Here is a 20,841-nt window from a genome sequence, read left to right on the forward strand (position 1 = left end):
TCAGCGATGGAAGAAATGTGCGCCGCTATTCGCGGGCGCGGTCTGCCTGCAACTGGACGGTGGGCGTCCAGACGATGACCTGCTTGGGCGCGCACGGCGATTTCGCACGCTGCGCCCTCGAAAAACCGCGAAAGAGTTCGAGCGGCTGTGCCGGCGTCGTCTGGCAGTCTTCGGCATCGCCGGCTGCCGCCACGCTGACGATGCTTGCCTGTGCAGCCACGGCAGGCGTAGCCGCCAGCCCGAGGCCGGTGACAAGCGCAAGCAAGGTGAGCAATTGGCGAAGCATCTCGGGTTTCAGATAGCGCCTCTTTCCTTAAAGTCCACTGACGAAGTCCTTGCAGTAGTGAATTGGCGTGTTGGCGAAGGCTGAAACGACATTTATGGCGTGCGCCATGGATCTCGATATCTCCCCCCTCGCCCTGCCCTTTCCCGACATGCCGGCGATTGACGGCGTAACGCTGCGCGTGGCCCGGGCGGGTTACAAGAAATGGGATCGCGCGGACCTGACCTACGCCGAATTCGCCGAGGGCACCGCCCTGGCCGGCGTCTTCACCACCAACGTCTGCTGCTCCACCGAGGTGGAACTGGGACGCGAGCAGGCGAAGCGAGGCCGCGCACGCGCGCTGGTGGTCAACGCGGGCAACTCCAATGCCTTTACCGGCTATCGCGGGCGCGAGGCCGTGGAACAGATCATGGCACAGGTGGCCGAGAAGCTGGGATGCGAGAGCGAGGACGTGCTCGTATCCTCCACCGGCGTGATCGGCGTGCCGCTGCCGAAGGACAAGGCGCGCGAGGGTATCGCGGCAGTGCTGGAAGCCGATGCGTGCTCGTGGAAGGACGCCGCGCTGACCATCGGCACGACCGATACCTTCGCCAAGGGTGCGACGACTGCGGCGATGGTGGACGGCAAGCGCGTCGCCCTGAATGGCATCATCAAGGGCAGCGGCATGATCGCGCCCGACATGGCGACGATGCTGGGCTACATCTTCACCGATGCGGCGGTCGAGCCGGCATTTCTCCAGCAATGCCTGTCCCGCGCCAATGCCGGCACGTTCAACTGCATCACCGTCGACAGCGACACCTCCACCAGCGACACGGTGCTGGCCTTTGCCACCGGCAAGGCGGGGAATGCGCCGCTCCGCTCGTTCGACGATCCGGGAGCGGATGCCTTCATGGCCGCGCTTGCCGATCTATGCCGGCAGCTGGCCCACCTGGTGGTGCGCGACGGCGAAGGCGCGCAGAAATTCATCTCGGTGAACGTGACCGGAGCCGTTTCGGACGACAGCGCCCGCCGGATCGGCCTTGCCGTGGCCAATTCCCCGCTCGTGAAGACCGCAATCGCAGGCGGCGACGCCAACTGGGGCCGCGTGGTCATGGCCGTGGGCAAGGCGGGAGAGCCTGCCGACAGGGACAAGCTGGGCATTGCCTTCGGCGGCGTCTGGGCCGCGCGCGACGGACTGCCACTGCCCGACTATGACGAGGGGCCGGTTGCGAAGCACCTTGAAGGACGGGAGATCGACATCGCCGTCGATATCGGCCTCGGTCAGGGACAGGCCACCGTATGGACCTGCGACCTGACGCACGGATACATTTCGATCAACGCGGATTACAGGTCATGACCATTATCGATCGCGAGATCCTGGCCCTGTGCCGCGACGTAACCGAGCGGGTGATCCTGCCCCGCTATCGCAACCTTGCCGACCACCACGTGGAGGACAAGTCGGACCCGGAAGGCGACGACTACGACCCTGTCACGGTAGCCGACCGCGAAAGCGAGGATGCCGTTCGCGAGGGCCTGGAGAAACTGGCTCCGGGCCTGCCCTTCGTGGGAGAGGAAGGCGCCCATGCGGATCCCGCCGTGCTGGAGCGGCTGAAGGGCGCCTGCTGGATCGTCGACCCCATCGACGGCACGCGCAATTTCGCCAGCGGCCAGCCTCCCTTCGGCATCCTGATCGCGCAGGCCGACGAGGGTATGGCGCAAAGCGGGTGGATCTACGATTGCCTTTCCGGCCGGTTCTGCGCCGCCCATCGCGGCAAGGGCGCATTCGTCGGCGGAGAACGGTTCACGGCCCGCTCGACCGGAGAAGACCCCCCGGTCGCGGCGATTTCACTCATTTTCATGGACCAGTCGCGGCGCGAGGCGATGATCGAGCACATCTGTCCGCACTATCGCCTGACGGACATTCCGTACTGCGCTGCCGAACAGTACCCGCGCCTGGCGCTGGGCGAGAACGACGTTTCGATCTTCGAACGCACGCTGGCGTGGGATCACGCCGCGGGCTGCCTGTGGCTGGAGGAAGCCGGCGGCAAGGCGGCGCGCCCGTCGGATGGCTCCCCCTACAGGGTGGACGAGTGGGCGAGGAAGGGGCTGGTTGCAGCCGCTTCCCCTGCCCTGTGGGAGACGATGGTCGAGCGGTTGAACGCGCTCGAGACCTAGAGCTCGCCCTCGAGCCAGTTCTTCAGGGCATTCTTGGGTGCCGCGCCCATCTGCTGCGCAACCGGCTTGCCGTCCTTGAAAAGAACCAGGAACGGGATCGACTGCACGCCCATCTTCCCCGGAACCTCGGGATTTTCCATGATGTCCATCTTGGCGATGGTCACCTTCTCGGAAAGCTCGTCGGACAGCTCTTCCAGCGCGGGCGCGATCATCTTGCACGGACCGCACCAATCCGCCCAGAAATCCACCAGTACCGGCTTGTCGGCATCCAGCACGTCGGACTGGAAACTTGAATCGGTTACGGTCTTGGTCGCCATTATCGTTCTCCTGATATTTCTTGGCACCTTAACTAGGGCCTGCATACCTTTACTCAATGGTCGGGGCGCAAAAGCTTTCCTTGGACCATGCCCTAGCCCGGCTTGTGCGCGGCCAGGATATCGGCGGGAATGGCGATAAGGCGGGGCGTCTGCGTGTAGAGCACGGCCGCCTCGACCGAGCGATCGGGATAGATCGTTGCCAGCGCCGCGGCATAGGCCGCCATCTGCTTCAGCGTGCTTTCGGGAATGTCTGCAAGCGAGGCGGGCGGCCTTCGCGCGGTCTTGAAATCGGCAACCAGCACCTTGTCCCGCGTTACCAGCAACCTGTCCGCCGTGCCGGCGATCACCTGCTCGCCCACCTGTGCCGCCAGGGGAACTTCCGCCAGGGCATCGGGGCCGAACAGGTCGCGCCAGTCGGGCTCGTCCAGCACTGCCAGCGCACGCTCCAGCATTTCGGTGCGCTCCGCACCGGAAAGATCGGACGCATGGCGCTCCAGCCAGGCTCTCGCCCCGCATTCCCGCATCTCGCGCGGTGTATCGGGCAGCCGCTCCAGCAAGGCGTGGATCAGCACGCCGCGCCGGGCCGCGATGGCGGCCTGGTCGGCGGGCAGCGGGGGATCGGCCCCCTGCTCCTCCGCTCCGGCGGACGGCGCAAGCGGGCGCGGCGGGCGCGGCTCCGGCCCCACGGGCGTGGTGACCCAGGATGGCAGGACGGGAGGGATCGGCAGATCCTGCTGCGAACGGTGCGGCACCGCGTCCGCATGCTCGCCAAGTTCCAGGCGCCAGCCCCATATCGGATCGTCCAGAGGCTCGGCATCGAACAGCGGGGCAAGCCGCGCGAACCAGCTGTCTTCGGCCGGCTCCTTCTCGCGCTTGCCGAGCGCGCCGCCGATGAACAGCGCCTCCTCGGCCCGCGTCATCGCCACGTAGAGCAGACGCCAGTGTTCCTCGCGTTCGGCGGCCTTGGCGGCTTCGGCGGCCCGTTCGACGCGGCCAACCCGCTCCTCGCTGCTCAATCCGGGCAACGGAACGGTCCTGTCAGTCCCGCCGGGCAGCTCTTCCACCAATTCGAGGCCGGCGACGCGCGAGGCATCGGGATCGCCGCAGGCATCGGCCAGGATCACGATGGGTGCCTGCAGGCCCTTGGAGCCATGCACGGTCATCACCCGCACCATGTCGGCCTGCCCCTCCGCCTCGCGTTTCAATTCGCCGTCCCCTGCATCGAACCAGCAGATGAAGCCCTGCAGGCTGGGCGTGTTGGCGGAAGAGAACTGCTGCGCTGCATTGAGCAATTCGTCGATGGGGTCGTTCGCTTCCCTGCCCAGCCTCGCCACCAGCTTCCCCCGCGCCTTCCAGGGGCCGAGCAATATCCAGTGCAGCAGAGCCTGCGGCGTCTCGAAATCGGCAAGGGCCAGCAGGTCGTTGAGCATTGCCACCGCTTCGCGTGCCTTCGGCGTCTCGTGGTCGCGCAGGCGATCCCACAGCGCGGTATCCCTGTCGCGCACGGCGTGATCCAGCAGGTCTTCCTGGCTCCATCCGAATATCGGGGAGACCAGCAGGCTGGCGAGGCTCAGGTCATCCCGCGGCTGGGCGGCGAAACGCAGGGCGGCCATCAGGTCCTTCACGGCAAGCGGCGCGCCCAGGCGCAGGCGATCGACACCCGCGACCGGCACGCCTGCCGCGTGCAGCTTTGCGACGATCAGGCCCGCCAGTTCCTTCCGCTTGCGCACCAGCACCATGAAATCGCCGGGCGTGGCGTTGCGCGGGTTGTCCTTGTCTTTCACCAGCGGAAAGCCACCGTCCCACATTCGCCTGATCTGCAAGGCGATGTTTTCCGCCATCCGGCGCTCGGGCTCGGAAACGCCGATCTCGGGACCGTCCTCGCCCTCGCCTTCCACCTCTTCCGGATGACCGGGCACGGGCTGCCACAAGGTCACCAGGCCGGGACGGCTGTCGCCCATGTGCGGATCGGGGCGTTCCTTCAGGCCGAACTGTTCATGGCCGACGGCATCTATCGCCTCGTCCACGAACGTCAGCACGCTCTGCGCCGTCCGGTAGGATCGGCCGAGCCCCAGCTTCTGCAGCTCGCGCGCGATGCTGGCCTGCCGGGACTGCGCCGAGCTTTCGAACCATTCGCGAAGACGCGTTTCGTAGGCCGCGCGCGCCGCGGCGAAATTCTCCGGGCTGGTGCCCTGGAAGCGGAAGATCGCCTGCTTGTAATCGCCGACCACGAAGATCGTGCGCAGCCGGTCCTCCGCCTGGCCCAGGCCGGCGAAGAAATCGTCGGTCAGGGCATCGATGATGGCCCATTGCGCCCGGTTCGTATCCTGCGCCTCGTCCACCAGGATATGATCGAACCGCCGATCCAGCTTGTAACGGATCCAGGCCGACATGTCGGAACTGCCCAGCAACCCGGCGGCCCGGACGATGAGATCATCGAAGTCGACCAGCCCTTCCGAGGCCTTGGCCTCGTCCCAGGCGATGGCAAACTTGCGGCCGACCGTCAGCGCCGGGGTGACGTAGTCGACGAGGTCGAGGAGGACGGCCTGCTCGCGGATCGCGGTCAGATGTTCAGCCACGCGTTCGGCGTAGTCGCCGATGGCAGGGTTTTTCTTCTCAAGGCTCGATAGCGCACGCACTTCGCCTTTCTGCGTGAACAGCGCCTTCGTCAGGTCCTCGCAGCCTGCGAGCCGCGCGGCTTCATCACCCGCCAGCCACCTGTCGATGGCCTCGATACAGCCCAGCGCCGTCTTCGTGCCCCAGTCTCCGTGCACGGATCGCCACTGGGCAAGCGCCTGCACGTCAAAGGCGGCATCGCTGCATTGTCGGGCCAGCGCCTCGCGCGATGCATCGGCGTCCAGGCCAAGCAGGCGCTTCACCCGCGGTTCCAGCGGCGGCTGCCAGGCACCGGGACCGAACCAGACTTCGCGCGCCGCGGCGCATCGCATCAGCCATCCGCGCGCGCCATCCGGCCCGAGGCGCAGCGACAGGTTCTCCAGCGCCGCCTTTGCATCGGCATCGGTGTCCTCCCACTCCACCAGCAGGTCGCGCAGCACGCGTTCGGCCAGCAGGTCGCGGTCACGGTCTTCCATCGGGCGAGTGCCGGGGATCAGGCCGGCCTCTTCCGGAAATGCAGCCAGCAACCATTGGGAAAAGGCGTGGATCGTGTCGATCCGCAGGCCCCCGCCCGGGCAATCCAGCACGGCGGCGAACAGCGTGCGGGCACGCGCAAGCGTTTCCGCATCGCCATCAGCGCCGATGGCGATCAGGTCCCGCGCGAGCCGCGTGTCCTCCATCCGCACCCAGTTGGCCAGCACCTCGTTCACGCGCGTCGCCATCTCGGCGGCACCGGCCTTGGTGAAGGTGAGGCAGAGAATGTTCTCCGGACGCACGCCCGGCGTCAGCAACAGCCGCAGCACACGGGCGGACAGCACCTGCGTCTTGCCTGTGCCCGCAGAGGCGGAAAGCCACACGCTGTCGCGCGGCTCCACCGCCAGGGCCTGGTTGTCCTTCAGGGGGTAGACCTTGCCGCTCACGATCCGTCCCGCCCCTGCCATTCGGCAAGCCGCATCAGCTGATCGTAGGTATCGTAACCGGGAGCATCGGGATTGAGCCGGGCCGTGAAGGGTTCGTCGCCCAGGATCCAGCGGTCCAGCGCATCGTCGAGATAGTCGCGCGCCGCCGGCAGAAACTCTTCGGGCGGAATACCGGTGCGCTTCCTGCCCTCCAGAACGGGAGTGGAGACATAGCCGAAGCCGGTGGGATGGTCCTTCGCCTTGGCCTTCGCCAGCGACCAGTATTCGAACTTCACCGGATCGCCCGAAATATCCGCGAACCCGCCAGCCTGCGCGATCAGGCCGATGGTGCCGAGTTGCAGGGCGTAGCCCTCCTCCACCTGCGCGCCCGATGGCGGCTGTCCGGTCTTGTAATCGACGATGGCGAGCGTCCCGTCGGCGAGCCTGTCGATACGGTCGGCCTTGCCGCCGATGGTGACGCCGCGATGCTCTATCTGGCCCCACTTCTCGAACAGCACCGGCTTGCGCTCTGGATCGGCCTCGATTTCCTGCGCCACCCATTGCAGCGCCGCCAGCAGCCGGGGCCGCCAGAGGACCCGCATCAGCGGGTGCGCCGACATGGCGCGCATGTGCCGCTCAGCAAGCTCGGCCAGCTCGCCCTCGCCCTTGTGCCAGTCTTCCAGGATCGCGTGCGCCAGTTCGCCCTGCCAGGCCGGGGTCGGCTCCGCATCGATTCCGTCGAGGTCGTTCAGGCGCAGAAGCTTGGAAGCGTAGTACTGGTAGGGATCGCTGCGGAGCCGGTCGAGCGCGGTGACGCTGATGGGTTTGCGCCGCAAATCGGCGGGCGGACACGGCTGCGGACGCGGGGCATGGTGAACCGGCGGCGGATCGTCGATGGCACGCGCGAGCGCAACGATGTCGCTATCCTCGTGCCGCTGCACCAGGTCCTCTCCCAACAGCGCGCGAACGCGCAGCAGAAACCGGGACGCGATTACGGGACCCGCCAGATCGCGGCGGGAGCGGGTAAGCACGACATCAGGCGCGCCGAGCGCACCCGCCAGATCGTGCGCGGCAAGGCCGATGCGGAAATCCGCCCCGGGTACGCCCAGCGCGCGAAGGACGCCCGGCGCAAGGAGCGGATCGGTAGCGGGGCGCGGCGGCCAGGTGCCCTCGTTCAGTCCGGAACAGATCACCAGGTCCGCCCGCGTCATGCGCGCTTCCAGCAGGCCATAGATCGCGACGCGCGGGTGCCCGCCATAGGGCGGACGAACGGCGACGCGGTCCATCGCATCGCGCAGCACGCGCGGAAGGTCATCGGCATCCAGCGGCGTCGGGACCTGCCGCGCGTGAAGGCGCAGGTCCTCCACGAAGGCGGAAAGCGCCCGGCCATCCTCGCGCGCCCAAAGGGCATCGCCGCAGAACGCCTCGCCCGCGGCGGCAAGGCGATCCAGCCACGCCGCCAGGTCCGCAGTCTCCCCGGTATCCAGCAGCGGCGAGAGCCGATCCCCCACGCCCTGCCACCATTTTTCGACGCCGGCCTTCGCGGCAAGCGGTCGCAGGGGTGCAAGGCCCGGCTGCTTGCGCGGTCCGCGCAGTTGCAGGTCGAACATTCGTGCCGCGCGCAGCCATGCCGCCCTGCTCTCGCCTGCGGCGACCAACGGGTGCTGGAGCAAGGCGATCAGCGGCACGGGGGCGGCAGGCTCGGCAGCTATTTCCGCCAGCAACAGCAGCACCCGGCCCGCCGCCGTTTCTCCCAGCGGCCTGCCTGCCGAATCGTCCGCGGCGATGTGCCAGCGTCGAAGGTGCTGCACGACGCGACCCGCCAGTCCGCGATCCGGGGTCACCACGGCAACGCGGCGCTCCGGTTGCTCCAGCGCCTCGCGCACCATCAGGGCGACGGTCTGCGCCTCCTCCTCCGGGTTAGCCGTCTCCACCAGGCGGACGCCCGCCATGCAGCGTTTCGAGGCGGGCAGGTCGACCCACACCTTGCTGGCTTCGGGTGGCAGGAACAGGCTGGAGATCGCGTGCGTGCGCTCCGGCGGCCCCTTGGCGAGGCCTGCCCGGTGCCATTGCTGCACTTCGCCGCGCGCGATGCCCATGCGGTTCAGCAGCAGCTTGAGGTGATACTGCGGGTGCGTCAGCGCATCGCCCGCGGTGAAAGGGGTTTCGCCCGAAGTGTCGCCCGCCCCGCCAAGCTCGTCCCACACGGAATCGTCCATCGAAAGGTCGAGATCGGGCAGCACCACCGCGCCCTGTGGCAATTCGGAAATCGTGCGAAGAAGACGCGCCAGCGCGGGCGCGGCACTGGTGACACCGGCAGCGACGAAGGGCGTCGGCGGCGGATTGGCCCGCATGCGGCGCGCGGCCTCGCGAAACAAGATGTTGCGGCGGGCGGCGGCATCGCGTTCACCGCGCTCTTCCAGTTCGGCAAGCCACAGGCGCTGGATGGTGGCGAACAGGTGCAGGTTGTCGCGCCAATGGTCCGAAAGCTCGCCCACCAGGTCGAGGACGCGATCCGAGAGAAGATCGTCCGGCGCGATTTCCTCTATCAGCAGGCGGTCCATCACCTGCCCAAGCTCGCGCGCCAAGGTCAACAGCGCCGCCCCTTTTGGTGCCTTGTCGCCGCGCACCTCGCGGATCAGGGAAGCAAGACGCAGCCAGCGACGGGTTGGATCGGCGGCAGGCGGAATGGCCGCCCCAGCACCCAGGGAATCGAACAGTGGCCCCAGCGATTCATCGAGATCGAGATCGCCCACCAGCACCATGCGCGGCATCAGCAGGCCCCGGCGTCCGGTCTCGCCCGCGTGCCGCACGAAGGCTTCGGACATGGTGCGGGCGGCGCGTGCGCTGGGCAGCAGGAGCGTCAGGCGCGCGAGGCCAAACGGCTCCTCGAAATAGCGCGGCACCAGCCCCGCCACCAGCGCGTCGGCAAAACCGCGATGGGCCGCTATCGAGTAGACCTGTGGTGTCTGAAGCTCTTCCCGGCCCGCCATTGTCCGAAGCTAGACGCGCATTCAGAGGTTCGAAAGGGCTTCTTCGGTCGGCGCGATGGACTGCGGCGTTCCGACCTCGAACCACTGGCCCGTGAAGGGCACGCCGTAGAGCCGTTCTTCGTCGATCGCCCTGCTCCACAGGATATTGGTGGAGAACTTGCCCTCGGGCGCATCGCGCATCAGCCGCTTCGAGATCAGCTGGATGCCGGTAAAGATATAGGGCGCGACGCGGTGGGCCGCCCGGCGCCGCAAGCGGCCGAGCGAGTCCATGTGAAAGTCGCCCAGCCCGGAGAAATTGTGTGCGCCCTTGTGCTGCACCAGCAGCAGCAGCGCGTCCATCCGGTCCGCGTCCCAGAAACTGGAAAGATCGGCGAACGCGTTCTTCGGCCCGTCGAGCCAGATGTTGTCCGAATTCAGGCAGAAGAACGGGTCGGGCAGCAGCTCCGACGCCTTCACGATCCCGCCGCCTGTCTCCAGCAACTCCTCCCGCTCGTCGGAAATGGCGATCCGCGGGTCCTGCCGCTCCTTCAGGTGCGCTTCGATCGAATCGGCAAGGTAGTGCACGTTCACCACTGCGCGGGCGACGCCCGCGTCACGCAGCTTGTCGAGCGTGTGATCGAGCAGTGCCTTGCCCGCGACCCGCACCATCGGCTTCGGCTGGCTCGCGGTGAGCGGGCGCATGCGCTTGCCCATGCCTGCGGCGAGAACCATCGCCGTATCGCTGGCCAGCTTGCTCACCCGAGGTTTCCTCCCTTCGCCGCGCGGATTTCGTCCGGCACATGGGCAGCGAACCAGCGCGCCACCGGTTCCAGCGCCGGATGCGCCAGGTCGCGCTCCATCGCTTCCCACACGCGCGGTATCATTGGCAGGTAACGCTCCTTGCCGTCGCGCTGCCACAGTCGGGTGAAGATGCCGACGATCTTGGCGTTCCGCTGGGCGCCGAGGCGGGCATAGTCGCCCTCGAATTCGTCATCGACGGGCAGGCTGGACCGGTAATGCTCGAGCATTTCCCCCTCCAGTTCGGGAGAGACGTCGCGGCGGGCGTCCTGCAGGAGCGAGACGAGATCGTAAGCCCGGTGCCCAACCAGCGCGTCCTGGAAATCGATCAGGCCCTGTTCGCCGCGATAATCCCCATCGGGGCGCAGCAACATGATGTTCTCTGCGTGATAGTCGCGCAGAACGGTGACGCCGGGTTGCTGGCGAAGGAGCAGCGGCGAAAGCGCCTCGCGCCAGGCGGCGGCGAACCCCATCGCGTCCACTTCCAGGTTCGCTGCCCGGCAGAACCAGTCGGGGAACAGCGAGACTTCGCGCAGATACGTTTCCAGCGTGTAGGCATCGAAGGGACCGGGCGGACGCTTGTGCAGTTCCACCAGCGCCTCGATGGCGTCGCGATAGGCGCGGCGTTCCTCGGACGGGTTCTCGTCCAGCCAGTCGCGCATGCGATCGTGTCCGAAATCCTCGATCAGCACCAGTCCCTGCTCGGGCGCCTCGGCAAAGATGCGCGGCGCGCGAAGGCCCTGTTCGTTCAGCCACTTGCCCACGTGGAGGAAGGGCTTGGGATCCTCGTGCGGAGGCGGCGCGTCCATCAGCATGGCGCGATCCTCGCCATGGCGGATGCGGAAGTAGCGGCGAAAGCTCGCGTCGCCGGGAAGGGGCTCGATATCGGCACCCTGCCAACCGGCGGATTGCAGGAAATCGTCGAGGCCTGCGGGGAGATTGGTGGTCATGGCCAGCGTTCTTGCCAATCCGCGCCCGGTTCCACAACGGCTTCGCGTCCTTCTCCCGCAATTTCCAGCGTAATTTGCAGGCAACCCGGCTCTTTCGCGAACCCACCCGCGTGATCCGGCCACTCGGCCAGCAGCGCCGCGCCCTCGCGATAGTCGTCGAGGCCAAGCTGCTCCGCCTCCTGCGGATCTTCCAGGCGATAGAAATCGGCATGCACGACGGGCGGATCCAGGTGTTCGTATGTCTCGACAATCGTGAACGTCGGAGACGGCACCTCGCCTTCGTGGCCCAGCGCGAGAAGGATGGCGCGTGAAAGCGTGGTCTTGCCGGTGCCGAGCCCGCCCGAAAGCGCAACGACGTCACCGGGGCGAAGACGCGCGGCAATCTGCCTGCCGAAGCGCTGCATGGCGGCGATGTCGGGCAGGTCGACCTTCAAGGCAACTTCACCGTAGCCGTGGTGCCCGCGCCCTTTTCGGACTGGATTTCCAGTCGGCCACCATGGGCCTCGATAAGCTGTCGGGCGAGCGGAAGGCCGAGGCCGCGCTTGCCCTCCTTGCCGTCGCTGCCTTCGAGGCGATAGCCATCCAGCGCGCGCGCAAGTTCGCTGGGCCTCATGCCCTCACCATTGTCGGAGATCACGATCCGCGCGCCAGACTTGCGCCGACCCAGCGCCACCAGGATGCGGCCATTGTTCGGCGTCGCCGCGATGGCGTTGTCCAGCAGGTTGCCCAGCGCCCGCCCCAGCTGTCGCCGGTCGGCCTGGACGACGCCCGCGCTCTTGTCGCCGCGCAGGTCCAGCGTGATGTTCTTCGCCTCGATGGCTTCCTCCCGCGCCCGAACCACCTGCGTGGCAAAACCGAGCAGGTCCACTTCCTCGGTCGCGATGGGGAGCAGCCCGGCCTCGCTCTGGGTTAGGTCGAGAACGCTTTCGATCTGCTGCGAGAGCCGTTCGACGGACGCGATGATCGCGCTGACATATTCCCTGCCCTGCGGGGACAGGTCTCCCGCGACGCCTGTCTGCAGGAGCTCGGCAAATCCGCCGATCGAGGTGAGCGGCGTGCGGAATTCGTAGGACATGTTGGCGAGGAAGCGGGTCTTCACGGCGTCGGCTTCCTCCAGCGCCTGGTTGCGCTCGCGCAGCGCCTCTTCCGCCTTGGTCGAATCGGTCACGTCGAGAACGGTCAGCAGACCGTTGCCGTCGGGCAGCGGCACACCGGCGAACTCCAGGGTCCGTCCATCGGACAGCACGACCCTGCCCCCGCGCTGTTTCCTGTCGAGCGTCGCTCCGCGCACGACATCGCCGATAGCCTTGTGCTGCGACGGGCGAGCGAGACGATCGGCAATGTTCTCCAGCAGCTTGTCGACGTGCGGGTGCTTGTCGAAGAATTCCTCCGGCAGGCCCCAGATCGCCGGGAAACGGCGGTTCCACAGCTGCATGCGCCCGTCGGGAGCGAACACGGCCAGCGATTCGAACAGCGAATCGAAGGTGGCCGTCCGGGTGCGCAGGAGCGTGTCGCGCGTCGCCGAGAGCGCCAGCTGTTCCGAACGGTCTTCCGCGACGAGCACCAGGCCGCCGTCGGGCAGCGGTTGCGCCACTATGCGCAGGTGCGTGCTGTCGGGCAGCGTCCAGGCATCCTCGACAGGCGCATCCTGGGTAAACCACGCGGCCAGTTCGGCCCGCCACTGCGGGAAGTCGCGCGTTTCGGGCAGGCGCCCCGCATCGCGGGCAAGGTCGAGAAAGCGATCGAAGTCCGGCGGATCGACGCGGGTCGAACCGGGAAGAGCGAAAATGCGCTGGAACGGCTGGTTGGCGAAGGCGAGGCTGCGGTCGGGATCGAACTGCGCGACACCGATCGAGAGCTGGTCGAGCATGGACCGCTGCGCCGCGCGGAAGGCGCGGAAGGCGCGCGTCTGCTCCTCCATCTCCTCGATGTCGATGGCATATCCCGCGACGCCCTCCTCCCCCAGCGGCAGGTCGCTGACGCGCAGGGTGCGGCGCTGGTTGCCCACGGTCGCCTGGACGATCCGCTCCACCGGCGTGTCGCGCGTGTGGGCCTGCCCTGCCACCTGCGCCGCGGTGAGGCCGTCCACGGCTTCCACCAGTTCCACCTGGTCTTCCACCACGCTGGCTGCATCCTTCGCCCCGACGGCCGCGACATAGGCGCTGTTGACGAGACGCAGGTCCATTTCCGGGCCGCGGAACCACATCGGCATGGGGGCCGCCTCGATCAGGCCGACAAGCGCGGCGAAGTCGTTGCGCGCCCGGGCCGTTTCCTCGCGCAGGCGCAGCAGTTCGCCCTGGCTTTCGGAAAAGTCGAACCACCAGACCAGCGCCGCGCCGCCCGTGGCGATCACCTGGTCGGCCAGCTGGCCGCGCACCGCCAGGCTCCGCGTGGAGCCGATCGGAGTCACCACCATGCTGAAGGGAGCGGCGGTCTTCTGCGTGCGGCGCACCGCTTCGCGCAGGTCCTTCAGGTCATGTTCGGTCAAGCCGCCATCAAGCTCGCTGATGAAACCGGGCAGCGATTCCAGGCCGAGCCATTTCGCCAGCCTGTCAGGCCCCTCGATCTTGCCGTCAGGCCGGACCAGCAGGGGAATGGCAGGCGCATCGTCGATCATCCGCGACAGGCGGCGCACGGTGCTGCGCGCATGCCGGGCCGCTCGCGCGCGCTGCATGGAGCCGACGACCAGCCACACGGCGCCAAAGGTCCACGCGGCAAGCATAAGGCCCAGCAGGGCAACGGAGGATGGCGTCAGTTCCACTATCTATGCAGCTATGAGAGCGCAGGCCTTGTTGCAATGGCCTGCCGCTCTATCCCGACAGTCCTCTGGCCCGCAAACAAATCACCCCGGCGCAAAGGCCGGGGTGAATGGGTTTTTTCGCAATGTCGCCGACGGCGATCAGTAGCGGTAGTGCTCCGGCTTGAACGGGCCTTCCACCGGCACGCCGATGTAGTCCGCCTGCTCCTGCGAGAGCTTGGTCAGCTTCACGCCCAGCTTGTCGAGGTGGAGCGCGGCCACTTTCTCGTCCAGCTTCTTGGGCAGGACGTAGACGTCGTTCTCGTACTGGTCGTGACGTTCGTACAGTTCCATCTGCGCCAGCACCTGGTTGGTGAAGGAACAGCTCATCACGAAGCTGGGGTGGCCGGTGGCGCAGGCCAGGTTCACCAGGCGGCCCTTGGCCAGCACGATGATTTCCTTGCCGTCGGGGAACTTCACCAGGTCCGTGCCCGGCTTCAGCTCGGTCCACTCATAGTTCGACAGCGCGCCGATCTGGATCTCGGAGTCGAAGTGGCCGATGTTGCACACGATGCTCATCGGCTTCATCGCCTTCATGTGATCGGCGGTGATGACGTCCTCGTTGCCGGTGGTGGTCACGAAGATGTCGGCGCGCTTCACGCCTTCTTCCATCGTCACGACCTCGAACCCTTCCATCGCCGCCTGCAGAGCGCAGATGGGATCGATCTCGGTCACGAGCACGCGCGCGCCGCCGTTGCGCAGCGACTGTGCGCTGCCCTTGCCCACGTCGCCGTAGCCGGCGACCAGCGCGACCTTGCCCGAAAGCATCACGTCGGTGGCGCGGCGAATGGCGTCGACCAGCGATTCGCGGCAGCCGTACAGGTTGTCGAACTTGGACTTCGTGACGGAGTCGTTCACGTTGATGGCCGGGAACGGCAGCTTGCCCTTCTTGGCCAGCGAATAGAGGCGGTGGACGCCGGTGGTCGTTTCTTCGGAAACGCCCAGGATGTTCTGCACCGACTTGGTGAGATAGCCCGGCTTCCGCTTCAGGAATTCCTTCAGCGAACGCTGCATCTCGATTTCTTCGGCGTTCTGCGGCTCGGGCATTTCCTCGCCGGCCTCGATGCGGGCGCCCCACAGGGCGAACATCGTCGCGTCGCCGCCATCATCCAGGATGAGGTTCGCGGTCTGGCCGTCGCCGTCACTTTCCCAGTCGAAGATCTTGCCGACGTAGTCCCAGTATTCGGCAAGCGTCTCGCCCTTCACGGCGAAGACGGGAATGTCCTGCGCGGCGATCGCTGCAGCGGCATGATCCTGGGTGGAGAAGATGTTGCAGGTGGCCCAGCGTACTTCGGCGCCCAGCGCCACGAGCGTCTCGATCAGGACCGCGGTCTGGATCGTCATGTGGAGGGAGCCGACGATGCGCGCACCCTTCAGCGGCTGGGCGTCGCCATATTCCTCGCGCGTGGCCATCAGGCCCGGCATTTCGGTTTCGGCGATGTTGATTTCCGCCCGCCCGTAGTTGGCCAGCGAGATATCCTTGATAATGTAGTCATCGAAAGCGGCGTCGGCCACGGGCACGTCTCCTGTCGTGTTCGGGTGATGCGTCGCCGGGGCTCCATGCAACGCCTGTGCTGGCAGGCGACATAGGAGGGGACGCACGCCGGGACAACCCCTACCTCCGCCCCTGTTTCCCCTGCGTCACGCCGACCTGCGGCACGCACGCCGCGCATTCCGCTTGCGTCGCAAACGCCAGCCCCTATCTCGGTGCGCGGACGGTGACAGGAGGATTCTTAATGACTATTTCCAAAGGCGACAAAATTCCCGACGTGAAACTGGTGAAGGCGACCAGCGACGGACCGGAACAGGTCCAGTCGAGCGACTTCTTCGCCGGTCGCAAGGTGGCCTTGTTTGCCGTGCCCGGTGCATTCACCCCCACCTGCTCTGCCAAGCACCTGCCGGGCTTCGTGGACAAGGCCGACGAACTGAAATCCAAGGGTGTCGACGAGATCGCCTGCACGTCGGTGAACGATGCCTTCGTCATGGGCGCATGGAACAAAGCCGACGGTTCGGACGACATCACCATGCTGGCCGACGGCAATGCCGACTTCGCCAAGGCCCTGGGCCTCACTGCGGACATGGAAGGCTACGGCATGGGCACTCGCTCCAACCGCTATTCCATGATCGTGGACGACGGCGTGGTGACCGAGATCAACGTCGAAGGCCCCGGAGAATTCGGAGTCTCGAGCGCGGATCACATGGTCGGCCAACTCTGATCCGATAAGCTCTTACAGAAAGGGGGCGGCTTTCGAGAGGAAGCCGCCCCCTTTCTTATTTGTGCAGGTCAGCCGTTGTGTGCAGGTCAGTCGTCCCAGCTCACGTCCACGCCCAGGCTGTCGATATTGGGCACGAAATCGGGGTGAGCGCGGCGGATGGGATCGGCATCGAGGATGGTCGATTCCCCATCGATGCTTGCCGCGAGCATCAGCAGCGCGATGGCCACGCGGATGATGTAGGGGCTGGTGACCGTGGCAGGTCGCAGCGGGTCGCCGCCGAAGGTGATCAGGCGGTGCGGATCGCACAGCAGGGTGTGGGCGCCGAACAGGCTCAGCTCCGTATGCCAGGTCAGCCCGCCCTCGTAGACCTTGTTCCAGAACATCGTCTGCCCCTTGGCCTTCACGCCCAGGGCGATGAAGATCGGCAGCAGGTCGGCGGGAATGTAGGGCCAGGGCGCGGCTTCCACCTTCGTGGTCAGGTGGCTGGTGAAATTCTGCTGCACCACCAGTTGCTCCGGCGCATTCAGACGCGACCAGCCATCCTTGTGCTCGACATGCGCGCCGAACTTCTCGAACGTGCGGTCGATCAGCATGAAATCCTCGGGCCGCGTGTTGCGCACCGAGATGTCGCCGCCGGTAACCGCCGCGAGCGCCAGGAACGTCGCGATCTCGTGAAAATCCTCGACGAAGGTGTAGTCCACGGGCTGGAAATCGTCGCAGCCCTCCACCGACACCATCGACGTGCCCTTGCCTTTGATCTTGCCGCCCATCTTTTCCAGGAAGGTGCACAGTTCCTGCACGTGCGGTTCGCACGCGGCGTTCACGATCTGGCTGCTGCCCTTGGCGGTCAGCGCGCTGATGATGAAGTTCTCGGTCGTGGTGACGGATGCATATTCCAGCCACATGCGCACGCCGTCCGCCTTGTGGAGGTTGCGGAAGACGATGTCCTTGCCCTCGTACGACACATCGGCACCGAAGGCCTTGAACACCTGCACGTGCGGATCGATCTCGCGCGCGCCCAGCGTGCAGCCCTTCACCTCGTGCTCCAGGCGCGCTTCCCCAAGCCGGGCCAGCAGGCCGGGTATCATCATGATCGAAGCGCGCATGGCCTGCGGCAGGGCCGCCTTGGCGCTGGAGGGAATGGTCGAGTGATCGATGCTCAGCGTCTTCGCGCCCTTGTCCCACTCCACCGTGCTGCCAAGGTCCGCGAAGAAGGCATGGATGCGCTGCACGTCGGTGATCTCGGGCACATTGCGCAGCATGATCGGCGCGTCGCTCAGCAGCGTCGCGCAAAGCACCGGAAGCACCGCGTTCTTGTTGGCGGAGGGATCGATCTTGCCCACCAGCTTCTGTCCGCCCCTAACACGCAATGCAGTCATTCTATTCCTTTCAATTCGTAATTCGGGCGCCGCCCTGACGCGGCTCAGTAGCCCATCAGCTTGAGCACTTCCTCGCGGCTCTTCGAATCCTTGCGGAAGGTGCCCATCACCTGGCTGGTGACCATGGTGACACCCGGCGTGCGCACGCCGCGCGCTGTCATGCAGGCGTGGCTGGCCTCGATCACCACCGCTACACCGCGGGGGTTGAGGTGATCCTGAATGCACTGCGCCACCTCGGCCGTGAGCCGTTCCTGCACCTGCAGGCGGCGCGCAAAGCCGTGGAGGACGCGGGCGAGCTTGGAAATGCCCACGACCCGGTCCGTCGGCAGGTAGGCGATTGCCGCCTTGCCGATGATGGGGGCCATGTGGTGTTCGCAGTGGCTCTGGAAGGGGATGTCCTTCAGGAGCACGATCTCGTCGTAACCGCCCACTTCCTCGAACACGCGGGAAAGGTGCTGCGCCGGGTCTTCGTCGTATCCCAGGCAATATTCCTTCCACGCCCGGGCCACGCGCGCCGGCGTGTCGAGCAGGCCCTCGCGTGTCGGATCGTCTCCCGCCCACTTGATGAGAGTGCGGACGGCATCCTGCACATGTTCGGGAACGGGGGGCTTGCCGGTGGGATCGTCCTCGTCTGGACCTACAAGGCTACTCATTCGTCTTGTCGCGCTTTCTCTTCAGTCTGCTACGCGCCCTCGCCAATAGGCTGCCCGGACGGAAAAGGCCACGCCTGGACGAATCGAAGTCGAACAGTTCCTCGGGCTCCTCCGGATCCAGCGTCTGCCGCACGGCAAGCTCGCGCGAAAGATCGTCGTGGCGGCCCGGATGGTGCGGCTTGAGATAGCGCCGGTTGCGATCGCCGGTGAAGGCGATCATCCCGGCGATCGAGCCGTGTTTCTCGATCCGCAGCGGAACGTCCTGCTCGTAGATGCCGAGGTGTTCCGCCAGCAGCGATTCGCGCAGGCGACGTATCACCGGCTCGGCCTTTTCGTTGCCGGGACGCGCGCAGTCGATGAAGACGTCGCACTCGCTGTCGAGCCCCATCGACCGGTTGTTCAGGTTGGCAGAACCGATCCGCAATATGCGGTCGTCGACGATCATCAGCTTTGCATGCACGTAGATCGGCGTCGTGCCGCTGTAGGGCACGTAGAGATGAAACCGGTCGTGCGAATCCAGTTCCTGCAGCACTTCCACCAGTTCGTCGCGCGCGGGATCCATCGCCGCCGCTTCAGCCCAGCCATCCCCGGTGCGCGGCATGACGATCACGATTTCGGGCGGGTCCGGCTCCTGCAGCCGCTTGGCGATGGCCTCGCAGATCGTGCGGGAGGTGAAGTACTGATTCTCCGCGTAGATGAAGTGCTTGGCTTCCGCGATCTGCTTTAGATAGAGCTCCTCCACCTCGTCGACCTTGCGGTCATTGTCGTAGGCGGCACGCGTGCGCGCGATGCCGACCTCGACATCCTCGAAGTGCGGCACGAGGTTGTCGGGCCAGGCGCTGCCGGGATCCTTCTCCGGCTTCGACAGCGGCTTTCCTCCCGCCCGCACCCACCGTGCCCGGCCAAGCCGTTCCAGCTCGGCGGCAACGTCGCCCTCCATCATCATGGTCAGGTCGTGCCACGGACCGTAGGGCTCGTTGTCGGGCCGCATGCGGTTCGGATGATGTTCCAGATGCTCGCGGGTGTCCCACCTGCGCGTCGTCATGTCGATCCCGCCGCAGACAGCGAAATCGTCGTCGATGATGACCAGCTTCTGGTGATGCGAGCAGCCCACTGGGTGCGCGGTATCGAACTTGAAATCGATCCGCCGGTGCGGCCACCAGCGCAGCAGGTCCAGAGCCATGGCCCCGCGGCCGAGGAACTTCAGGACGCCGTAGCTCCACTTGAGGATGCGGATTTCCAGGTCTGGCCGGTGGTTATTTAGCCAGACGATAAAGCTGCCCAGGCGTGAAGGATATTCGCTCCTCCAGCCCTTCTGCCACCAGCGCCTGCCGCGCTTGAGGTGGATCCGCGTGTCGAAATCCCAGCCGATCAGCAGGATCCGCTGGCGGGCCTTCAGCATGGCCTGCTGGATCAGGTCGAAATAATCGGCCCCGTCGATAACCACGCGCACGCGGCGCGCCCTGGCATAGCGCCAGACGCCGGTTTCGATCGAGGCATCTTCGAAATCCTCGACCTGATCTTCAACTCTGTCCAAATACCCCTCCGCGGCGGTTGCCGGCTATTCCTTGGCATCTTCCATTCTTTCCGGCGTGACTTCGGCCTCTTCCTTTTCCTCTTCCTTGCGGCGATCGAAGACGGCGCGCATGTGTTCGCGATCCTCCTCGGTAAGGTGAGGCTCGAACTCGGGGAAGTGGTCTTCTTCCTCCTCGCCGATGTGATGGCGATAGTCGTGGTCCAGCTTCTTGAACGTCGCCATCCATGCCGACGATGACATGTCCTGAGCCGCGAGATCGTTGAGAAGTTCGTTGAGCTCGTGGTGCTCCGCCACCGAATGGCGCGTCATGTCGGTAGTTTCCGGCTTGCGCAGCATGGTGGAATAGAGGGCCTGCTCCTCGGCGGCGGCGTGGCTCTTCACTTCCTTGGTGAACTGCTCGAGCAGCTGCTTGCGCTCATCGCTCTCGCCGTGGGTCTCCGCCATGCGATCCAAGATCGCGCGGTGGGATTCATGGTCTTCCTTCAAGCGGGCAAAGATATCTTCGGACATTGGGTGCTCCTGCAAACGGGCTTTGCCAGATGAACAGGTGAGCCGGAGAGCGGTTCCGCAACGCAGCAAAGGCGAGGCCAAAGCAGGTATGAGAAAGCTCGCCCCGATCCCGAAGATCCAATCTGCCCTGGGCAGAACCAAAAAAGGCCACCCCCTTGCAGGGATGGCCTTTTTTGGCGCGCCAGGAAGGATTCGAACCTCCGACCGCCTGATTCGTAGTCAGGTACTCTATCCAGCTGAGCTACTGGCGCGCTTGAGAGGCGGGCACATAGGGGGGCCTCGGCAGCTTGGCAAGCCCTATCGGGCAAGGTTAGCCAATAGTTTTCGGTCCATCGGGGCCAGCGGAAGATCGGCGGCTTCCTCCAGCGTGAACCAGCCCCAGGCCTGTCCGTCCAGACCCTGTGGTGGCGCTACCGCTTCTCGCGAAGTGTAAAGATTCAGGACAATCGCCGGATCGCCCTCCTCTTCCGAAAAATGGAACGGTTCAAGCAGGTTGCATTCGAGCGAAAGACCCAGCTCCTCCGAAATTTCGCGAACCAGCGCCGCCCTAGGAGATTCGCCGCTTTCCACCTTCCCGCCGGGAAATTCCCAGGCCCCCGCGTGCCGCTTTCCCGGCAGCCGCTGTTGCAGAAGCACCCGTCCTTTCGAATCGAAAAGAGCCACCGCGACGACCAGCATCCATGTCGGAATTTTTTTCACTCTGCTCCGCCCCCGAAAGGAATTGTTAAATCATTCCTGCAAAATCCCACGCTGTCGTACT

At 65.7% G+C, this 20,841-nt stretch carries 17 protein-coding genes and 1 tRNA gene; 3 read left to right on the forward strand and 15 right to left on the reverse strand.

What is annotated here, in order from left to right:
* Window positions 1–25: 25 nt before the first annotated feature.
* Window positions 26–286 carry a hypothetical protein gene (locus tag AAA989_RS15885; RefSeq protein ID WP_338245279.1) on the reverse strand — a complete coding sequence of 87 codons (261 nt, stop codon included), beginning with the start codon at window positions 284–286 and terminating at the stop codon, window positions 26–28.
* A gap of 106 nt (window positions 287–392) precedes the next feature.
* Here AAA989_RS15885 and argJ point away from each other — a divergent pair, with 106 nt between their 5' ends.
* Both argJ and AAA989_RS15895 read left to right on the forward strand, forming a co-directional pair.
* The gene (argJ, locus tag AAA989_RS15890) at window positions 393–1,619 is read left to right on the forward strand and encodes a bifunctional glutamate N-acetyltransferase/amino-acid acetyltransferase ArgJ (RefSeq protein ID WP_338245282.1); all 1,227 of its coding nucleotides are present in this window, start codon (window positions 393–395) and stop codon (window positions 1,617–1,619) included.
* Window positions 1,616–2,437, forward strand: a complete 822-nt coding sequence (locus AAA989_RS15895) for an inositol monophosphatase family protein (protein WP_338245284.1) — start codon at window positions 1,616–1,618, stop codon at window positions 2,435–2,437. The genes argJ and AAA989_RS15895 overlap by 4 nt, the downstream gene beginning before the upstream one ends.
* Here AAA989_RS15895 and trxA read toward each other — a convergent pair.
* The 8 genes from trxA to ahcY form a co-directional block, all read right to left on the reverse strand.
* Window positions 2,434–2,754 (reverse strand): thioredoxin, encoded by a 321-nt coding sequence (gene trxA / locus AAA989_RS15900; RefSeq protein WP_338245286.1) that lies wholly within the window; start codon window positions 2,752–2,754, stop codon window positions 2,434–2,436. The genes AAA989_RS15895 and trxA overlap by 4 nt on opposite strands.
* A 92-nt stretch (window positions 2,755–2,846) precedes the next feature.
* A complete protein-coding gene (gene addA, locus AAA989_RS15905; RefSeq protein ID WP_338245288.1) occupies window positions 2,847–6,290 on the reverse strand; it encodes a double-strand break repair helicase AddA in 3,444 nt (1,147 codons plus the stop codon).
* Complete coding sequence (locus tag AAA989_RS15910) at window positions 6,287–9,262, reverse strand: PD-(D/E)XK nuclease family protein (RefSeq protein WP_338245290.1); 2,976 nt, start codon at window positions 9,260–9,262, stop codon at window positions 6,287–6,289. The genes addA and AAA989_RS15910 overlap by 4 nt, the downstream gene beginning before the upstream one ends.
* A 21-nt stretch (window positions 9,263–9,283) precedes the next feature.
* Window positions 9,284–10,000, reverse strand: a complete 717-nt coding sequence (locus tag AAA989_RS15915; RefSeq protein ID WP_338245292.1) for a nucleotidyltransferase family protein — start codon at window positions 9,998–10,000, stop codon at window positions 9,284–9,286.
* Window positions 9,997–10,989: an aminoglycoside phosphotransferase family protein gene (locus AAA989_RS15920; RefSeq protein WP_338245294.1), complete on the reverse strand. Its 993-nt coding sequence runs from the start codon at window positions 10,987–10,989 to the stop codon at window positions 9,997–9,999. The genes AAA989_RS15915 and AAA989_RS15920 overlap by 4 nt, the downstream gene beginning before the upstream one ends.
* Window positions 10,986–11,423 (reverse strand): tRNA (adenosine(37)-N6)-threonylcarbamoyltransferase complex ATPase subunit type 1 TsaE, encoded by a 438-nt coding sequence (gene tsaE / locus AAA989_RS15925; RefSeq protein WP_338245296.1) that lies wholly within the window; start codon window positions 11,421–11,423, stop codon window positions 10,986–10,988. Before tsaE ends, AAA989_RS15920 begins: the two co-directional genes overlap by 4 nt.
* Window positions 11,420–13,750, reverse strand: a complete 2,331-nt coding sequence (locus tag AAA989_RS15930) for a sensor histidine kinase (RefSeq protein ID WP_338245298.1) — start codon at window positions 13,748–13,750, stop codon at window positions 11,420–11,422. Before AAA989_RS15930 ends, tsaE begins: the two co-directional genes overlap by 4 nt.
* A gap of 138 nt (window positions 13,751–13,888) precedes the next feature.
* The gene (gene ahcY / locus AAA989_RS15935) at window positions 13,889–15,301 is read right to left on the reverse strand and encodes an adenosylhomocysteinase (RefSeq protein WP_338245300.1); all 1,413 of its coding nucleotides are present in this window, start codon (window positions 15,299–15,301) and stop codon (window positions 13,889–13,891) included.
* A 221-nt stretch (window positions 15,302–15,522) separates the two neighbouring features.
* Between ahcY and AAA989_RS15940 the strand changes: the two genes are divergently transcribed.
* Complete coding sequence (locus AAA989_RS15940; RefSeq protein WP_338245301.1) at window positions 15,523–16,002, forward strand: peroxiredoxin; 480 nt, start codon at window positions 15,523–15,525, stop codon at window positions 16,000–16,002.
* Between the two features lie 86 nt (window positions 16,003–16,088).
* Here the strand turns inward: AAA989_RS15940 and AAA989_RS15945 are convergent, their stop codons facing one another.
* The 6 genes from AAA989_RS15945 to AAA989_RS15970 all read right to left on the reverse strand — a co-directional run bounded on the left by AAA989_RS15945 (window position 16,089) and on the right by AAA989_RS15970 (window position 20,780).
* A complete protein-coding gene (locus tag AAA989_RS15945; RefSeq protein WP_338245302.1) occupies window positions 16,089–17,381 on the reverse strand; it encodes a UDP-N-acetylglucosamine 1-carboxyvinyltransferase in 1,293 nt (430 codons plus the stop codon).
* 44 nt (window positions 17,382–17,425) lie between these two features.
* Window positions 17,426–18,034 carry a GTP cyclohydrolase I FolE gene (gene folE, locus AAA989_RS15950; protein WP_338245304.1) on the reverse strand — a complete coding sequence of 203 codons (609 nt, stop codon included), beginning with the start codon at window positions 18,032–18,034 and terminating at the stop codon, window positions 17,426–17,428.
* Window positions 18,027–19,571, reverse strand: coding sequence for a phospholipase D-like domain-containing protein (locus AAA989_RS15955; protein WP_338245305.1), 1,545 nt, complete (start codon window positions 19,569–19,571; stop codon window positions 18,027–18,029). The genes folE and AAA989_RS15955 overlap by 8 nt, the downstream gene beginning before the upstream one ends.
* 24 nt (window positions 19,572–19,595) lie before the next feature.
* On the reverse strand, window positions 19,596–20,081 hold the full coding sequence (locus tag AAA989_RS15960) for a hemerythrin domain-containing protein (protein ID WP_338245307.1): 486 nt from the start codon (window positions 20,079–20,081) through the stop codon (window positions 19,596–19,598).
* Between the two features lie 174 nt (window positions 20,082–20,255).
* Window positions 20,256–20,332 (reverse strand) — tRNA-Arg (locus AAA989_RS15965).
* 46 nt (window positions 20,333–20,378) lie between these two features.
* Window positions 20,379–20,780 (reverse strand): (deoxy)nucleoside triphosphate pyrophosphohydrolase, encoded by a 402-nt coding sequence (locus AAA989_RS15970; protein ID WP_338245309.1) that lies wholly within the window; start codon window positions 20,778–20,780, stop codon window positions 20,379–20,381.
* Window positions 20,781–20,841 lie beyond the last annotated feature (61 nt).

It is taken from the genome of Aurantiacibacter hainanensis (assembly GCF_036321025.1).
GTDB classification, from domain to species: domain Bacteria; phylum Pseudomonadota; class Alphaproteobacteria; order Sphingomonadales; family Sphingomonadaceae; genus Alteraurantiacibacter; species Alteraurantiacibacter hainanensis.